The sequence below is a fragment of the Alteromonas sp. H39 genome (genome assembly GCF_047556435.1).
In the GTDB taxonomy this organism is placed as follows: Bacteria; Pseudomonadota; Gammaproteobacteria; order Enterobacterales; family Alteromonadaceae; genus Alteromonas.
Map to the genome: position 1 here is coordinate 2,204,529 of NZ_CP180210.1, position 16,148 is coordinate 2,220,676.

Consider the following 16,148-nt stretch of genomic DNA (forward strand, 5'->3'; position numbering starts at 1 on the left):
ACGAAAATGGGCGAGCTTTCAGCATTAATGGGGTGTTGGTTCAAACCATCTTGCTATTATAAAGTATTGCCGACTCCAAAATAGAGCCGGCAGATTGCTAGTTAGTGTTTCTCCTTCAACTTACCTTTTGAAAACCAGGCAAACAGAACGGGCAACACAAACAGTGTTAAAAATGTGGCTGTTATCAGCCCGCCTACGATAACACTGGCAAGCGGTTTTTGTATCTCTGCGCCAACGCCATTTGATAGCAACATCGGTATTAAACCTAACGCAGATGTCACTGCTGTCATCAATACCGGTCTAAGCCTGGATACGGCACCATCAAAAGCGGCTTCACTGACAGGTAGGCCATCCTTGATACGCTGATTGATACTTTCAACCATCACTACACCGTTAAGTACCGCGACGCCAAACAGGGTAATAAATCCGACCGAGCTGGGCACTGATAAATACTGCCCTGACAGCCAGAGTGAGAACACCCCACCAATAACGGCTAGAGGTACATTTACCAGGATCAGCATAGCCTGACCAACCGAAGCAAAGGCAAAGTAAAGCAACAAGGCAATAAGCGCCAGCGATAATGGCACGACCAGCGACAGACGCTTTTGTGCTCGCTGTTGATTTTCGAATTGTCCACCTATATCCACGGAGTAACCCGTTGGCAAATCAACTTGTTCAGCAATCGCTGCGCGAATATCTGCTACCACACTGCCCATATCACGCCCTTGCACATTGGCCTGAACGACTACTCTGCGCTGAACATCATCGCGGCGAACCTGCGGCGGGCCGGAAGCAATATTTACAGAGGCTACATCACCAAGGCGAACCCAGGCTCCTGAAGGTGCCTGCAAACGAAGGTCAGCAATAGTTTCGCGATCTTGGCGAAAACGTTCATCCAACCGAACATAGATATCATAACGTTCGTTACCATTGATGATTTGTCCAGCGCTGGCACCGCCAAGCCCATTTCGAACCACTTCCATGACATCCGCTACGTCGAGTCCATAACGAGACAATGCGCGGCGATTGGGCTTTACGACCAATTGAGCTTCACCGACAATTTGCTCCATGGCAACATCACGCGTACCGTCGATCTTTTTGACCACTGCCTCAATTGCCTGCCCTTTTTCAGCCAGCACATCAAGATCTTTACCAAAGAGTTTTATCGCTAGTTGCGCTTTAACCCCCGATAACAGCTCATCCACACGGGTGGCAATTGGTTGTGAAAAATTGAACAGCAATCCGGGATGTTGTTCCAGCTTTTGCTCCATCAGGGATTGAAGTTCATAACGATTATCGGCGCTGGTCCATTCTGGCACTGGCTTAAGACCAATATAGATCTCAATGTTATTCACTGGCTCTGGATCACCGCCAATTTCGGCACGTCCAATGCGTGATAACGCATAGGTGACTTCCGGGAATTCCATCAGCATTGCTTCGAGTTTTGGAGCGACTTCAAGCGCAGTATCCAGGCTGGAGGACGGAGCGAGAGTTACCCGGAGGTTGACCGTTCCTTCTTCGAGTTCAGGCACAAACTCGGTACCCAGACGCGGTATTACTAAAGCTGCCGCAACCACGAGCGTTACAGCAATACCAACGACGACCTTACTGTGGCTCATAGCCCACGACAAACCCTTGCGGTAGAGTTTATCAAGTGGTTTCAAGACGAAACTCTCCCGCGGGCGTATCCCTTTGCGAAACAGGTAGGTGGCTAATGCTGGGACTATGATTAAAGCTACAACCAGCGCGGACAGCATAGACAGCATGATACTGATAGCCATCGGCTGGAACAGTTTGGCTTCGACCCCTTCGAAACTGAATAGCGGCATGAAGACAACTAAAATAATTGCTGTCGCAAAAAATATAGGTCTTGCTACCTCTCTGCCAGCTTCTTGCAAGCGTAAAGCAATCCCATGGCTATCATGAGCTGCATCAACAGGATCTGGATCATCCTGAACCATTGTCTGTCTATCTTTGTCATGGGTGGCATCGGGATGGGTCAAATGTTTGAACATGTTTTCGACCATCACTACAGAGCCATCCACGAGCATGCCAATGGCCACGGCAATACCGCCTAGAGACATTAAGTTTGCCGAAAGACCAAACCACGCCATCACCATCAAAGCAATACCGATGGAAATTGGAATTGAGATCAGTACCAGTAAGGTAGCACGCAAATTCATTAGGAACAGCGCCAAAATGACCACAATGAAGACAAACGCCAGTAACAGAGCATTGACAACGGTATCAACCGCTTGCGTCACCAGATCGGCCTGATCATAGTAAGCCTCGAACTTAACTCCTTCCGGTAACGCCTGATTAATACGCTCGATACGGGCATTAACCCCATCAATGGTGCTTTTGGTATTGGCGCCTAAACGTTTTAATACAATGCCTGAGACGACTTCGCCTAGTGTCTCAACTTTCCCATCCGAAGTTCGGCGTGTCATGGTCACTGCGCCCTGGCGGATTTCGCTACCCAGATTCACTTTGGCTACATCCGATACGGTGATAGTGGTGCCATCCACCGTTTTCAGGGGAACTTGACGGATCTGCTCCAGCCCTTGCTTGCCATGATCGAGCCAGCCGGTACCTCGGATCACCAATTGCTCCTGACCACGGTTCATATACCAGCCGCCAACATTGGTGTTGTTACGCTCCAGAGCCGCCATGATATCGTCCTGGGTCAGATCGTAAGATAACAGCTTTGACGGATTCAGATCGACCTGATACTGACGCACCTCACCGCCGAAAGACAGCACATCAGTCACGCCTTCGGCCGGGATAAGCAACAACTTGACCACCCAGTCATTTAAGCTGCGTAGCTCCATGGCATCGAAACCCGAACCGGGTTCGGCAACCAGTAAATACTGATAGACTTGCCCCAGCCCAGAAGTGTTTGGCCCCATTTCGGGTGTACCAACGCCCTCTGGAATCAGCTCTTTGGCAGCCTGAAGTCGCTCGAATACCAGTTGCCGGGCAAAGTAAATATCAGTGCCTTCCTTAAACACAACAGTAACGCCAGACAAGCCAGTCTTTGAAATAGACCTTACTTCTTCTACATCAGGCAGAGCGTACATGACAGCTTCAATCGGATAGGTTATCAGCTGCTCGACTTCCTCAGCAGCCAAGCCAGGAGCTTCAGTATTGACCGAGACCTGAACGTTGGTAACATCCGGAAATGCATCAAGATTCAGCCTTGGAATAATAAAAAAGGCGCTGACCGTTAGTGTAATGAGCGCAATCGCCACCAGCAAACGGTTAGTGACCGCCCAATCGACAATTCGATTAAACATAGAGTCTCCTTAATGCTTAGTGGTTATGCGGATCAAAACCGCCTTTGGCGATTTGTGAAGCAACAAAAAAGGCACCGTCGGTAACAATACGTGTTCCGGGAACAATGCCGTTAATTTCACGCAACGAACCTAGTGCTCGCTTTAGTTCAACTTCTTGAGAGCGAAACTGCCCTGGACTCTCTTCTACAAAAATTGCCCAGTCTCCATCGGGATTTCGCATCAGTGCTGACTCTGGCACAGCCAATACCGGCTCTTCTGTACGAAAACGGAAGAAGACCTCTGCAAACTGTCCCGGATGCAGCCTATGCTCCAGGTTGTCCACCAATAAGCGCACTGTTCGGGTTCGTGTAACGGGGTTTATGGTATGTGCTTCTTGGGATACCTTGCCTTGAATTCGGATATCACCAGCCACAATGTCAGCCAATGTACCGAGCGGAAGTGATATAGACTGATCTGCTGGAAGGTGTGCTTCGACCCAGAGCTGCTTCTCATTGGCCAGCTTGATCAGAGGAGAACCAGCTTCGACGCGCTGCCCCTGCTCGAAGTCGTCAGATAACACAGAACCATCGGTTTCGGCACGTAGGGTATATTCGCCCAATGCCTTAATATCTTGCGATGCCAGAGACTGCAAATCTGACTCAGCTAACCCATAGGCCTGCAACGTTGCCCGAGCAGCCTCCCAGCTGGTTTTGGCCTGGATATAACGCTGCTCTCCAACGGTTTTGCGACCGAGCTTGCGGACTCTTTCCCATTCAGGCCAAGCGGTGCGATAGTCTGCCTGGGCCTGCGCCACATCCTCACTGAACAGGGTTACCAGTGGCTGACCTTGTTCGACATGAGCGCCCAATGCTACGTGACGACGTAATACAACGGAAGCTACTCGCGGTGACACTATGTAGCTAGTGTATCCATTAGAAAGAACTTCCCCTGGTGCGTAGAACTCATAATCAACGCGCTCGGCAGTGAGAGGAGCAACCTGGATATCAGCAATCGTCATTTGAGTAGCATTTAGTGCCGTAGTGGCAGAAGCTTCTTCTTGATGCCCATGTCCATCTTCTTCAGTATTACTTTCGCTGTGTCCCGCATCATCATGACTTTCATTGTGGGAACTATCGCTAGACCCATGTTTTGTATCACCATGACGCTCATGTTCATCCGTGGCATTTGATGGGTGCTCCTTGTGAGACGCATCATCCTTATGCTCAATAACCTCTTGAGCAGGCTTGCTCTTATCATGTTCGTGCGCCTCACCACTCATCGTTTCTGCAAGCCCTATGCTTGGTGCAGTCATTGCGGCGCTTAGCATCGCTATCAATAATCTATTCATGTTCATTATCCTATCTTTAATTCAGTGGCTTAGTCGCAGTTGGTGCAACAGCTCTGAGCTGGCCGGAGTGCAGCAACACTTCGGTTAACGCAAGTTGTGTGTGCTTTTCGAGTGAGATTCCTGCCAGCAGGCTCTCCGAACGCTGGTTGAGAGCGAGCAGGTAGTCAGTTGTTGATAGGTCGCCGCTTCGCCACTGGCGTTCCAACAAGTCAGCACTATTTTCAACTCTGCCACGAGCTAGCTCGAGCCAGCGTCGGTATTGCTCGTCATAACGTTTCCAGGCAGCTTGTGCAGCCTGCCAGTCAAACCGTAGATTGCGATAAACGGCCAAGAATCGGGCCTCTGCTTCTAGTGCTGCACGATTAGCCACACGAGTTTCGGCACTGTAGTCATTACGTACATTCAAAGGAATCGAGAAGGTCAGGCCGACAGTATTTTCTCCACCGTCGCGACCAGCATTGACTCCAAAGGTCGGCTCTGCTTTGGCTGCGCGGCGGGTTGCTACGGCCTCTTCCTTGATGGACTTCCAGCGAGCCTGAGCGCTGGCAACATAGGGATGTTGTAACAACTCCTGGTCAGTAATGGACACTGGCTCCGAAGGCCAGAAATCTTCGGGAATGCCTCCTTTTTCAGGAGTCCACTGTGGCAAAAGTTCGCGCACTCTGCTTTCTGCTTTTTGCAAAGCGACTTCAAGCTCAGCGACCTGTGCCAGCTGTTTTGATAAAGATAGAAAGGTGAGTTCAGCATCAATAGTGCCTATATCCCCTGCTTTTTGGCGCTTTTCAGCCACTTGCAATAATGCATTAAGCTGCTCTTTTTGTGCCTGAGCAATAATGGCGGCTTCATTACTGGCACGCCACTCAACCAATGCTGATAGAGCCTCAGCAGTCTTACTCATAACCTGTTGCTGATACTGGGCTTTGGCTGCTTGTCGGATAAAAGCCGCTTGCTGCTGTTTAGCACCTCGTCTATCCCACCAGTCAACCGTTTGAGAAACACCTACACGGTAGTTATTTTCTTCACCAACCTGTTCCAGCTCAGAAGATAACTCCGGGTTGTAAAGTGGCTGTTCCGCTGCGTCCGCAGTAGCTTCCGAGCCTTGCAGTTGCTCGCGGGCCGCGATGATGTCTGGGTGCTGCTTTATCTGTGATGCCAGCCAGCGCTCCCAATCAACGGGTTGCGCTTGCGCCGAAGCCGACAGCAAATAAATAACGGCACACATCGCATAAGAAACGGATAGTTTCTTCATGAAATTTCCTCACAATTAAAATCAAAGTACATCAGGTACAGCTGGGTTGGCATTTGCACAACGCTATACCTCAGAATAAAAGTTTATTTGTACTGTATTTAACTGATCGGAGGGGGATTATCAGGGAAGGCTATATGGGAACGGTAATGGGAAGGGTTGCCTAAAATAGCACCCTTTTGATAAAGAGAAGCAGAGATATCTTGGCGACCCAGAAAGAAAGGGTGTGATGAGCCATGACAGTGACAACAATGGTGGCAATCAAGCTGGTAGCTTTTGCTCTTTTCTGATTCTAACCAACGCTTGTCATCATCTGGTATTGGAGAAGAGTGAGCTTTTTGATGCTCGTGATCAAAAGTAAGATGCTCAGAACCGGATTGATGAAACTGATGAACGTCCGCCACAGCAACTACCGATTGCAGGGCAATCAATATGGCTAGAGCGAAAGTTAAAAGTTGACGGTTCACGGTAAAAAAGAGTCTCTACTCGTTCTCATAAATGCAGGGCAGTAGACTAGCAGATTATCAGTTAGTTCACAAAAGATAAGTGGATACTAACCAACTATTACACAGCTTTGTGCTTAAAGGCTAGCTTTTAGACTTGGCTACTTCCTGTTTTTTTGCGAGTTTCTCGGGCGATTTCAATTCCTCAACCTCATGCTCTAGCTGAACAACGGAAGTGTTTAGCTCATTGTTTTCTTTGGTTATAGCATCAAGTTGCGCTAGTAGCTCCTCTCTGTCAGTACTGGCTGACTGCACCTGTTCAGTTAACGCTTTTAATGAGTTTTGAAGTTCGCGCTGTGACTTGGCCAACAACCGCTTTTCGGTGATTAGCTCAGCGTTCTGACGGTTCAACTGCGTGAGTTCTGACTGTTGAGAGGCAATGGTTTGCCCCAGCTTTCGCTGCTCTGCTCGCAATCCCGACACTTCTTCAGCGTGCTTGCGCTCTTGTTGATCACGCTGTTCTTTAGCGGATTCGCGGAAGTGGCTCAAGTTGTCATAACTGTGTTGCAGACTCTTCTCCAGATCGATAATTCGTTCATCTTTTTGTCCACAAACAGCTGTAAGTTCTTTCAAGTCACTTTGAATACCTTGCAACTCAGTGTTCAGTTGCTCACTCTCACGGCTGGCAGTATTGAGCTTCGCCTGTAGTGAGTGAATGTGAGGGTTGGCAGGGATTTGATTGAAAAATTTCAAATGCCCCATTAGGTTATTGAATAATATAAGGTAATGATTTAATCACCCCATTCCCTGGCGTTTAACTGCATTACAAAAATTAATTATCTCCAGCTGTTACTAATTAGAAAATCAGAAACATCTCTTCATTGCATCTAACTTCCACCAATTCAATTATTATCGAAATCCGATAACGGTATTCGTTAATGATAGTGTTATGCAGCAATGAACTCTACTTTGTAAGGGTTGGACTGGCACCTTTCAGCTCGCGCCCTGCTTACAATTAAAGCCCTATCCACTGCTGAAATAATAAGCGGGAAGATGTCGTATGTGTAATCTTCGTGCAGTTTTGCAGTGATAAAACTGAAAGGTGTGGATTGTATAGTTTTCTACATACAAATTTAAATGAGACGAGGAGTGAGTGGCGTGTCTAACAAATTAGTTAGGGGAACAGGATTGCTTGGTGCACTTGTTATCGGACTAGGTTCGATTCTTGGTACTGGTGCCTATGTCAGCATTGGTTTGAGTGCTGACATTGCCGGAGATAACCTTGTTTTTGCCATTTTGATAGCTGCTATTACTGCCCTAATGAACGGCCTTTCATCCGCTCAGTTAGCCGCGGCACACCCTGTGAGCGGCGGAACCTATGAATATGGCTACCGATTTTTGAGCCCGCTAAGTGGTCGGGTTGCCGGTTGTCTTTTTGTTGCTGCCAAAAGCGCCTCTGCGGCAACAGCGGCGCTGGCTGTCGCCTGGTATATTAGTCTTACTTTCAACATATCTGCACAAGTTGTCGAGTATATTGCTGTCAGTCTGCTGCTTATGTTTACCGTGCTGGTGTTATCGGGTATTCGCCGCACAAATTGGCTCAACGCATTGCTGGTTCTAATAAGCCTGCTGGGCTTACTTACCTTCATTGGAATTGGCTTAACCAGTAATGCTATTTCTAGAACAGACACTGCCGACTCTTCATCTTTATCATTGTTTCACGCCGCGGCACTAACGTTTGTCGCTTTCACCGGGTACGGAAGAATTGCAACAATGGGAGAGGAAATACGTGAGCCCCGACAAAATATACCCAGAGCAGTTATCATTACGCTTGCAGTTATCAGCACTATTTATATCGCGGTGGGCTATACGATTTTGCATTTGGGAGGTATTAAATCGTTCGAACAAAGCAAATTTAATATTGCGACCCTGATCTCTAATCATAACTGGAGCAGGCTTGTAGTAATTGGCGGTGTAATTGCCATGAGCGGCGTCGTGCTTAATTTAGTGTTAGGCGTTTCTCGTGTCATTCTTGCTATGGCTCGTCGTGGTGATTTACCTGCCAAGCTGGCGAATGTGAGCAGTGACAGCAAATCGGCTCCAGCAGCGACATGGATGACATTTGCGATAATGTCGGCTATTGCTTTGCTTGGTGGTATTGAATCAGCCTGGACACTAAGCGCTTTTACCGTGTTACTTTATTACGGAATCACCAATATTGCAGCACTTAATGTACCACTCTCTGATCGTTTTATACCCAAATGGGTGTCTGTATTTGGCTTACTGAGTTGCTTTGGACTGATAGCGCTAGCAACTCTTTCTTACGTCATTGCGTAGTCCGCTCCCAGTCAATTTGTAAACGTCGCCTAACCGCGTTAAGCCATATTAAATAATTGACAATATAAGGATCAATGAGTGACACACATGGTTGGAAGCAAACTATAACGACGTCTGACTCACCCACCAATTTATTTATTCGTCTGGCAGTTGGCTGTGTTTTTTTACCCGAAGGTATTCAGAAGCTAATCTTTCCTGAAATTCTAGGCTCGGGTCGCTTTGCAGATATTGGCATTCCATGGCCTGAGCTAATGGGACCTTTCGTGGGATGGGTCGAGCTGATATGTGGGTTATTCATTCTGCTTGGTTTCGCCACCAGAGTCAACGCTATCCCGCTGACGGGCATCATGATTGTTGCACTAATTTCAACGAAAGTGCCGATCTGGCTTGGGGAAGATTGGTGGATATTCAATGTGCGAGAGTTGGATCGTTACGGCTTTTGGAGTATGGCTCATGCATCTCGCACCGACTGGGCAATGTTAATGGGATCGATTTATCTTCTGATTGCTGGCGCAGGGCGGTGGTCCGTTGATGCATGGTTAACGCGTAGAAAGTATAGTCGTTTGGCCGATTAAAGCAGGTTGCGCAGGAGCATAACATAAACCCAGCCAACTTATTGTTACCCGGCAGGATTTGCTCATTAAAGGGGCGTCAAATGGAACATAGAGACTTATATACCGGATTTATTCGCCTTCATATTTTACATCATGCAGCACAGGAGCCTATTTTTGGCATGGGAATGATTGAAGAGCTTCGCCATCATGGCTATCAAATTAGTCCTGGTACCTTGTACCCAATGCTGCATAAGCTTGAAAAATACGGTTGGCTCACCTGTTCGACGAAAGAGGTAAATGGCAAAACTAGAAAGTATTATCGCTGTACAATGGAAGGGCTAAACGCGCTGAATGAAGCGAAGATTAAATTAAAGGAATTGATAGGCGAGTTGTTGTAAGCTACCAGCAACGGAACGCTCAACGGTTTTAATTACATAATGTGGTGTGGTGACTGGACTATTCTGACAAAAGACGAGGAATTATGTACAGTACCACTGACTATGGCAAAGCTTGATTAAGTTGTCACTCTCAAAACGCTTTTAAGCAGACAGATGAGAAAAAAATGAATCGATTTTGTTCGTGTCGAGACAGCGAGATCCCTCCCATTTTCAGGTAGCCGGTTTTTCACAGGTGCCGCTCATGGTCATGAATACTTTCGAGGCCGAGCAGCTTATCAAAAGAAAACCCGTAGCTGATTCTACCCCGGCTAGCATTCTAAGATGTCCGGTTGGCTCAATACTGCCAAGGCCAAGCGTAGTGATTGTTGTCAAAGAAAAATAGAAAATATCGACAGCTGCAGCAGGCTGTTTAAAACCTCCCAATTCCAGGGTCAGCCCTGTTGCATAGGCCAATGCAAAAATGACAGCAAGTAAAAGCTGGCTGCAAATAGCAATGAATACCACGGCCTGTGTTTTTGTCCAAACTTTACTCAGTTTTCCGACAAATTTGTCAGCAACCACCGATATATTAAAAAGGTGTAAAGCCACGCTTAATAACAGCGCTATCGCGCTGATAATTATTGCAAAAAGCATAGCTATTCCTCCAGTGGTACGAATCTTGAACTCACGTATATTTGTTCATTTATTCCCTCTTGGCGAGAGAATATTACACAAATAGTCTTTTCTTAAGTAAGGATTACATATGAAATACTCAAAATTTGCTGCAATGATTGTAACATCGACTGCCGCGATGTTTATCATGATGTACCTGAACACGTACGCAATATCGCATGTATGGTTCAGTGAAACGCGAACTTATATGGCATTGTATATGGGAGCGGGCATGGCAATCATCATGTTGGCGTTTATGCTGGGTATGTACAATAATAAAAAGCTTAACGTGACTATTTTTCTGATGGCAGCAGTGATCTTCGTCGCTTGCGTTTATCTTGTGCGTTCTCAAAGTACCGTATCTGACACTGCCTATATGAAAGCGATGATCCCTCACCATTCCATTGCCATTCTTACCAGCGAGCGCTCCAATATCGAGGATGTGCGGGTGCGTGAACTGGCAGATGGGATTATCAAAGCGCAACGAAAAGAAATTAAAGAGATGGAATGGCTGATCAATGATATTTCTAAAAATGGCAAGGCCACATCTCAGGTCCAGACCGAGCGACGTCCACTCCCAGAGTTTGAGGGCAAACTGAATAAAGGAGAGTAAAATGAGTAAGACAGCTATCCTGTATCGAATGGTTACTGACGAACATATTTGCCCTTACGGTTTAAGATCGAAAGATTTGCTGGAGCGTGAAGGGTTTTCAATCGAAGACCATCACCTAACTTCTCGTGAAGAGACCGATAAATTTAAGGAAAAGCATGGGGTCGAGACTACGCCCCAAACGTTTATAAATGATGAGCGTATTGGGGGGTACGATGATCTCAGGGATTATTTCGGCAAAGACAAGGCAGGTCAGACAGGGACAACCTACACGCCTGTCATTACTATTTTTTCTGTAGCGGCCCTGCTGTCTCTGGCATTTCAGTATGTAGTCTCAGGTGATTTCATCTCGGTAAGAACTCTGATGTTATTTATTGCCTTTTCCATGACGCTTCTTGCAGTACAAAAGCTCAAAGATTTGTACAGCTTTACTAACTCGTTTATCACCTATGATCTATTGGCGATGAAGTGGTTGCGTTATGGCTATATTTATCCTTTTATCGAAGCTTACGCAGGAATTGGCATGGTTGCGCAGCTGCCAGCCCTTGCTGTTGCTCCATTTTCACTCTTCATCGGGACGGTTGGGGCCATATCCGTTTTCAAAGCGGTTTACATTGATAAACGGGAACTTAAATGTGCTTGTGTAGGGGGTGACAGTAATGTGCCACTTGGATTTGTTTCGCTATCTGAAAACTTATTTATGATCGCGGGTGCATTAATTATGTGGTTGATGTAAACGGTGGGCTCTTTCTACGAGCCCCTGACAATTCACGCTCAGGGCCTGCCAGAAAGAGCGGCGGCCCAAGACAGTTACTCACTCACTTTGCCGTTGACCAGTGCAAGTGGGCTATTTTCCATTCTCCGTCACGTTTGGTCAGAATTGCGGTTTCGAACGAGCGGTATGTTTTACCGGCTTCAGTGGTATTGACGGAAATCAAGAGTGAGGTCGCGGAATCGCGATACTCTGTCACCCGATGCTCCAAAAGCTCTGAAGATAATGTACTGACAAATTTCATATCAGATAACATGTGATGAGACGCATATTCCTGAGCGCTGCGTTCGATACCGCCACCTTCAACAATCGTGACATTCTTTGAAAGCAGCGATTTTGCAGCGATTTCATTTTGCTCCCGCAACGCCTCATGAAAAGACAGGACCACCTGTCCCGGCGCGGTCTCACTGCCAGATAGTGTAGGCGGGTGTTTCTGGGTTTTGTCGCTATGAGCGAACAAGGAAGATGAGACGGCAGCAAGTATGACTGTCACCAACAGTTTTCGCATTATGATTTTCCTAACTAAACTCGGGGCCAACCACACTGGTTAATACCGAGGTGATTAACAGAAGCACGCAGGCTAACACTATTTCAATATTTATAGAGCGTTTCAGTTGCGCAACATCGCCAGTGTTCTGCATAGCGGGCACCAGAATAAATCGGTGTCTTGCGGCAATTAATAGCAATAAGCCAACAACCAGCAACTTGCTCAGAAAGGTAAGCCCATATTCTGATTGAACCAGATCATCCAGAGAGGTAAATATGGTAATCGCCATGTATATACCGAGGAGGATCAGTGTGGTCACAAGGTAACCTGCAATTCTGCCAAAGTCAGTCATAACTTTTTGCGTATCCTCTACCGAGAAGCGCAGACATACAAGCCTCAGCGGTAAGAGCGCGCCAAACCACCACCCCATGACAGCTATGTGCGATGCCAATATGAGTTTGTCGACGAGCCCTTTTTCTGCAATGTGTCCAATAAGCGTAAAACTGTATAGGCCATAAACTATCAACACAGTCAGTATCGCTCTTATTGCAATAACGTGGACACGCTTAGCGAAAATCAAAAGCAGTGCAGGAATCGCCAGGCCGGACATAAGCATCCTGACCAGAGCGACATCGCCCACAGGTGACGCCCACATTACCTCAAGCATCATAGGGTCAAATGCACCTTGCAGACCACTTTCAGAAAATGCGCCCGTTTTAGCAATAAACCACACCGCAGATGCTATGCAAGAGACAACCATTACGGGAACAATCTGGCATAGAAGATCTTTGTAAAAATCATCTTTTGGGGCTGGCTGACGCATCAAAAAAGCACAACCGACAAGGCTAGCAAAGCCCACATAGAATATGGCTTTAGACAAAACAATCGTTGCATTCCAAAGAATTAATTCCATGACTTTTACTTAGTGAACCATGAAAGAGAACGTCGACTTCATTTTATGGCCATCCCCGCCCATTGCTATCCATTCGACAGTATAGCTATCCGCTTTTAAGGCAGGTAATTGCCAACTATATGTTGCCTGCTGCTCTGATGTAGGCGTGAAATCAAAGTCGATATCACCGGTCTCATTTCCCTTTAGACTGACCTTCATTAGCCGTAGTGGCTTGGAATAGGTCAACGTCAGTGACTCTGGGGCGTTCATTAACATCGCATTATCTGACGGAGAACTGCTTTCAAGCTCTACATTACCGTGGGCAAATGCTCCGGCGCTAAACGTAAGCATCAGAATTAGACCAATTTTATAAATTAGTTGCATAATAGTAACCTTCTGTCTGTTTATTTTTCTTGCAAGTGACTCTTTCCACATGCACATTATGTGCGACTGTTCGCTCGCGTACAACAATACTTTTCTATGCTTATCTTACTATCCTCACCTTTTAACTTAAAATTTGACTAATGTAAGTATTTAAAAAAAACTCTTCCTGGTTTGTATGTATCGCTGACTTGTTTTCGCCAGTCAGCCCATCTTCTTGAAACTTGCATCGAGGAAAGATTAAAAGATATAACTTGTTCTTGAACATGGTACGAATGCACAAGATGTTTTTGATATGCATTTCGTGTAGGATCTGAGAGGCAAGATAGGTTGCCTGAGATCTTTTCAGATGGTTTCTCGTATTTTTATTAAAATTCATGTAAGTGTTGAAAGCAGAAAATACGCCTCTCTATTTTTAATACATCTTCAATTGAAAAGCTACGAAGATGCAGCCGCAGGTCTCTGAGCCATGAGTGTTAGGATACTTTTCATCGGGGTTGTAATATTTCTGGTCGCGTTTGCGCTGCCGGTCAGTGCGTGCGATGTAGAATCGAGTAAACAGAACGCATCGGTAGACACCTTAATGCCGAATGTTAGCGCTATTGAAAGGCATGTCGGCCAGCTCGCCTACAATCCGCTGTCGGTCAAAGACGGGCAAAAGCACGGATCTCATAAAGACGGCTCAGATTGTTGCGAGGACGGTTGCTTCTGCACAATGGCGAATTGCAATCATGTATCGACGTTGGCTTGTTTCTCTCACAGCCATTTAGCGCTCAACTATGCTGAGCAATATGATTTTATTAGCCTTGCCGTTCCTGTAGGTATTTATTCCCCCCCATATCGACCACCCATAGCCTGACTTTCGAATACCCCAACAAGATATTTTCCCAGGTTGAAGTTTTTCTGCCTGAATACAATCATATTTAAAGGCTAACTTTATGCGTAATTCATTTAATGATGGTCGTCGCAGATTCGTTCTTGGCGCTATGACTGCGAGCGCAGCGGCGGCCCTGACTAAGGTCAGTCCGCTTTGGGCCGCGCCCGCTGGTCGTCACTTTAAAGATCAGGTGCTGACTGATGACATTAAAAATCTGACGATTTCTGAGGCCAATTTAGCAATAGGCTCAAAAACTGGCCTGCCTATTACCATCAACGGCCAGATGCCGGGGCCCCTGATAAGGCTAAAAGAAGGTCAGCGTGCTCAACTGAATGTTACCAACCGACTTGAACAAGATACGTCTATTCACTGGCACGGCATTATTTTGCCCGCTGGGATGGATGGAGTACCAGGCGTTTCGTTTGCTGGGATAAAGCCAGGTCAGACATTCAATTATGCGTTTGATGTAGTGCAAAACGGAACATATTGGTATCACAGCCACTCCGGTCTTCAGGAGCAACGCGGGCATCTTGGCCCACTCATCGTTGAGCCTGCCGACGGGGACATCGGCGCAGATCGGGAACACACTATCATCCTAAGTGACTGGACCTTTGCTGACCCTCACGACGTGATGAGAAAGCTGAAAGTGGCTGAGGGTTATTACAATTACCAAAAGCGAACTATCTTCGACACATTGGAAGATGTTGAAAAAAAAGGTCTTAGCGAAACATGGAAGGAACGCGCCATGTGGGGCGCAATGCGCATGAGCCCTCGTGACATCGCAGATGTCACAGGCAGCACTTACACCTACCTGATGAATGGCCGCACCCCAGAGGATGACTGGCAGGCGCTGTTTAATGTGGGTGAGAAAGTGCGTTTACGCATCATCAACGGTTCTGCTATGACCTACTTTGATTTTCGTATTCCGGGATTAGAGATGACGGTTGTTGCTGCTGACGGTCAGCCCGTTAAGCCGGTCAATGTAGATGAGTTCCGAATTGCAGTAGCTGAAACTTACGATGTCATTGTCCAACCAAAAGAACGAAAGGCTTATACCTTTTTTGCTGAGAGTTTTGACAGAAGCGGCTATGCCCGCGGTACGCTCACCCCATCGATAGGTATGACCGCAGCGATTCCACCACAACGAACCATCACGGAGCGCGGCATGGCAGCCATGGGCATGGACATGTCAGGGATGGACGGAATGAACATGCAAAAATCAGAAAGCATGAAAGAAGGGATGACTTCTTCAGAGATGGATATGAAGAAAATGGCACAGCATGGCGAACATACAATGCATAGCAACATGATGCAGGGGGATATGAAGTCTTCACGGGTGCTGCCCGTAGAAAAGATAGACATTGTTCATAGTGAAGACGGGCATGGTCAAGGCGCCGCTATGATCGCACAAAATCCACGGCCGCGTTTAGACGAGCCGGGCATTGGGTTGGAAGACAGTCCACATCGCGTATTGGTTTACGCTGACCTAATAGGCGAACATGCATGGCCTGATGAGCGAGAGCCAGAGCGTCAAGTCGAGCTTCATTTAACAGGAAACATGGAAAGATACATGTGGTCGTTCGACGGCAAGAAGTTCCGCGAAGTAGATGGGTATGTCCGTTTTAATTTTGGAGAGCGGCTTCGTCTAGTTCTGGTTAACGACACCATGATGGACCATCCCATTCATTTACATGGTATGTGGATGGAACTGGAAAATGGCCAGTATCCAAGACCGAGGAAGCATACCATCAGCCTCAAACCCGGTGAGAAAGTATCGTTGCAGATTAGCGCAGATGCACCCGGAGAGTGGGCTTTTCATTGTCACCTGCTTTACCACATGGAAGCGGGCATGTTTCGTGTTGTTCAGGTTGCATAGG

At 46.9% G+C, this 16,148-nt stretch carries 15 protein-coding genes; 6 read left to right on the forward strand and 9 right to left on the reverse strand.

The window, feature by feature from the left end; all coding sequences use genetic code 11:
- Nucleotides 1-101 precede the first annotated feature (101 nt).
- The 5 genes from ACLBLI_RS09795 to ACLBLI_RS09815 all read right to left on the reverse strand — a co-directional run bounded on the left by ACLBLI_RS09795 (nt 102) and on the right by ACLBLI_RS09815 (nt 7,065).
- Nucleotides 102-3,296 carry an efflux RND transporter permease subunit gene (locus ACLBLI_RS09795; RefSeq protein ID WP_018624877.1) on the reverse strand — a complete coding sequence of 1,065 codons (3,195 nt, stop codon included), beginning with the start codon at nt 3,294-3,296 and terminating at the stop codon, nt 102-104.
- 16 nt (nt 3,297-3,312) lie between these two features.
- Nucleotides 3,313-4,587, reverse strand: a complete 1,275-nt coding sequence (locus tag ACLBLI_RS09800) for an efflux RND transporter periplasmic adaptor subunit (RefSeq protein WP_414830864.1) — start codon at nt 4,585-4,587, stop codon at nt 3,313-3,315.
- Nucleotides 4,588-4,639: 52 nt separating this feature from the next.
- Entirely contained in the window at nt 4,640-5,872 is a 1,233-nt protein-coding gene (locus ACLBLI_RS09805) for a TolC family protein (RefSeq protein WP_045980007.1), read from the reverse strand.
- 98 nt (nt 5,873-5,970) lie between these two features.
- Nucleotides 5,971-6,336 (reverse strand): hypothetical protein, encoded by a 366-nt coding sequence (locus tag ACLBLI_RS09810; RefSeq protein WP_106646697.1) that lies wholly within the window; start codon nt 6,334-6,336, stop codon nt 5,971-5,973.
- Between the two features lie 120 nt (nt 6,337-6,456).
- A complete protein-coding gene (locus ACLBLI_RS09815) occupies nt 6,457-7,065 on the reverse strand; it encodes a hypothetical protein (RefSeq protein WP_414827461.1) in 609 nt (202 codons plus the stop codon).
- Nucleotides 7,066-7,470: 405 nt separating this feature from the next.
- Here ACLBLI_RS09815 and ACLBLI_RS09820 point away from each other — a divergent pair, with 405 nt between their 5' ends.
- The 3 genes from ACLBLI_RS09820 (at nt 7,471) to ACLBLI_RS09830 (ending at nt 9,601) form a co-directional block, all read left to right on the forward strand.
- On the forward strand, nt 7,471-8,649 hold the full coding sequence (locus ACLBLI_RS09820) for an APC family permease (protein ID WP_170145481.1): 1,179 nt from the start codon (nt 7,471-7,473) through the stop codon (nt 8,647-8,649).
- Between the two features lie 74 nt (nt 8,650-8,723).
- A complete protein-coding gene (locus ACLBLI_RS09825; protein WP_117316692.1) occupies nt 8,724-9,224 on the forward strand; it encodes a DoxX family protein in 501 nt (166 codons plus the stop codon).
- Nucleotides 9,225-9,304: 80 nt separating this feature from the next.
- Nucleotides 9,305-9,601: a PadR family transcriptional regulator gene (locus tag ACLBLI_RS09830; RefSeq protein ID WP_117316690.1), complete on the forward strand. Its 297-nt coding sequence runs from the start codon at nt 9,305-9,307 to the stop codon at nt 9,599-9,601.
- Nucleotides 9,602-9,811: 210 nt separating this feature from the next.
- On the opposite strand, the gene ACLBLI_RS09835 is transcribed toward ACLBLI_RS09830, so the two are convergent.
- A complete protein-coding gene (locus ACLBLI_RS09835) occupies nt 9,812-10,234 on the reverse strand; it encodes an ion channel (RefSeq protein WP_117316687.1) in 423 nt (140 codons plus the stop codon).
- A gap of 109 nt (nt 10,235-10,343) precedes the next feature.
- Here ACLBLI_RS09835 and ACLBLI_RS09840 point away from each other — a divergent pair, with 109 nt between their 5' ends.
- Together ACLBLI_RS09840 and ACLBLI_RS09845 are read left to right on the forward strand one after the other, a co-directional pair.
- Nucleotides 10,344-10,865, forward strand: a complete 522-nt coding sequence (locus ACLBLI_RS09840) for a DUF305 domain-containing protein (protein WP_117316685.1) — start codon at nt 10,344-10,346, stop codon at nt 10,863-10,865.
- A gap of 1 nt (nt 10,866) precedes the next feature.
- Nucleotides 10,867-11,598: a MauE/DoxX family redox-associated membrane protein gene (locus ACLBLI_RS09845; protein WP_117316683.1), complete on the forward strand. Its 732-nt coding sequence runs from the start codon at nt 10,867-10,869 to the stop codon at nt 11,596-11,598.
- An 82-nt stretch (nt 11,599-11,680) separates the two neighbouring features.
- Here ACLBLI_RS09845 and ACLBLI_RS09850 read toward each other — a convergent pair whose 3' ends face one another.
- The 3 genes from ACLBLI_RS09850 to ACLBLI_RS09860 are packed head-to-tail and all read right to left on the reverse strand — an operon-like array spanning nt 11,681 to nt 13,397.
- The gene (locus ACLBLI_RS09850; protein ID WP_117316682.1) at nt 11,681-12,142 is read right to left on the reverse strand and encodes a YybH family protein; all 462 of its coding nucleotides are present in this window, start codon (nt 12,140-12,142) and stop codon (nt 11,681-11,683) included.
- A 10-nt stretch (nt 12,143-12,152) separates the two neighbouring features.
- The gene (locus tag ACLBLI_RS09855; protein ID WP_117316679.1) at nt 12,153-13,034 is read right to left on the reverse strand and encodes a copper resistance D family protein; all 882 of its coding nucleotides are present in this window, start codon (nt 13,032-13,034) and stop codon (nt 12,153-12,155) included.
- A 9-nt stretch (nt 13,035-13,043) separates the two neighbouring features.
- Entirely contained in the window at nt 13,044-13,397 is a 354-nt protein-coding gene (locus tag ACLBLI_RS09860; RefSeq protein WP_168534016.1) for a copper resistance protein CopC, read from the reverse strand.
- A gap of 935 nt (nt 13,398-14,332) precedes the next feature.
- On the opposite strand from ACLBLI_RS09860, the gene ACLBLI_RS09865 reads away from it, so the two are divergent.
- Nucleotides 14,333-16,147: a copper resistance system multicopper oxidase gene (locus ACLBLI_RS09865; protein WP_117316669.1), complete on the forward strand. Its 1,815-nt coding sequence runs from the start codon at nt 14,333-14,335 to the stop codon at nt 16,145-16,147.
- The last annotated feature ends 1 nt before the right edge of the window (nt 16,148 follow it).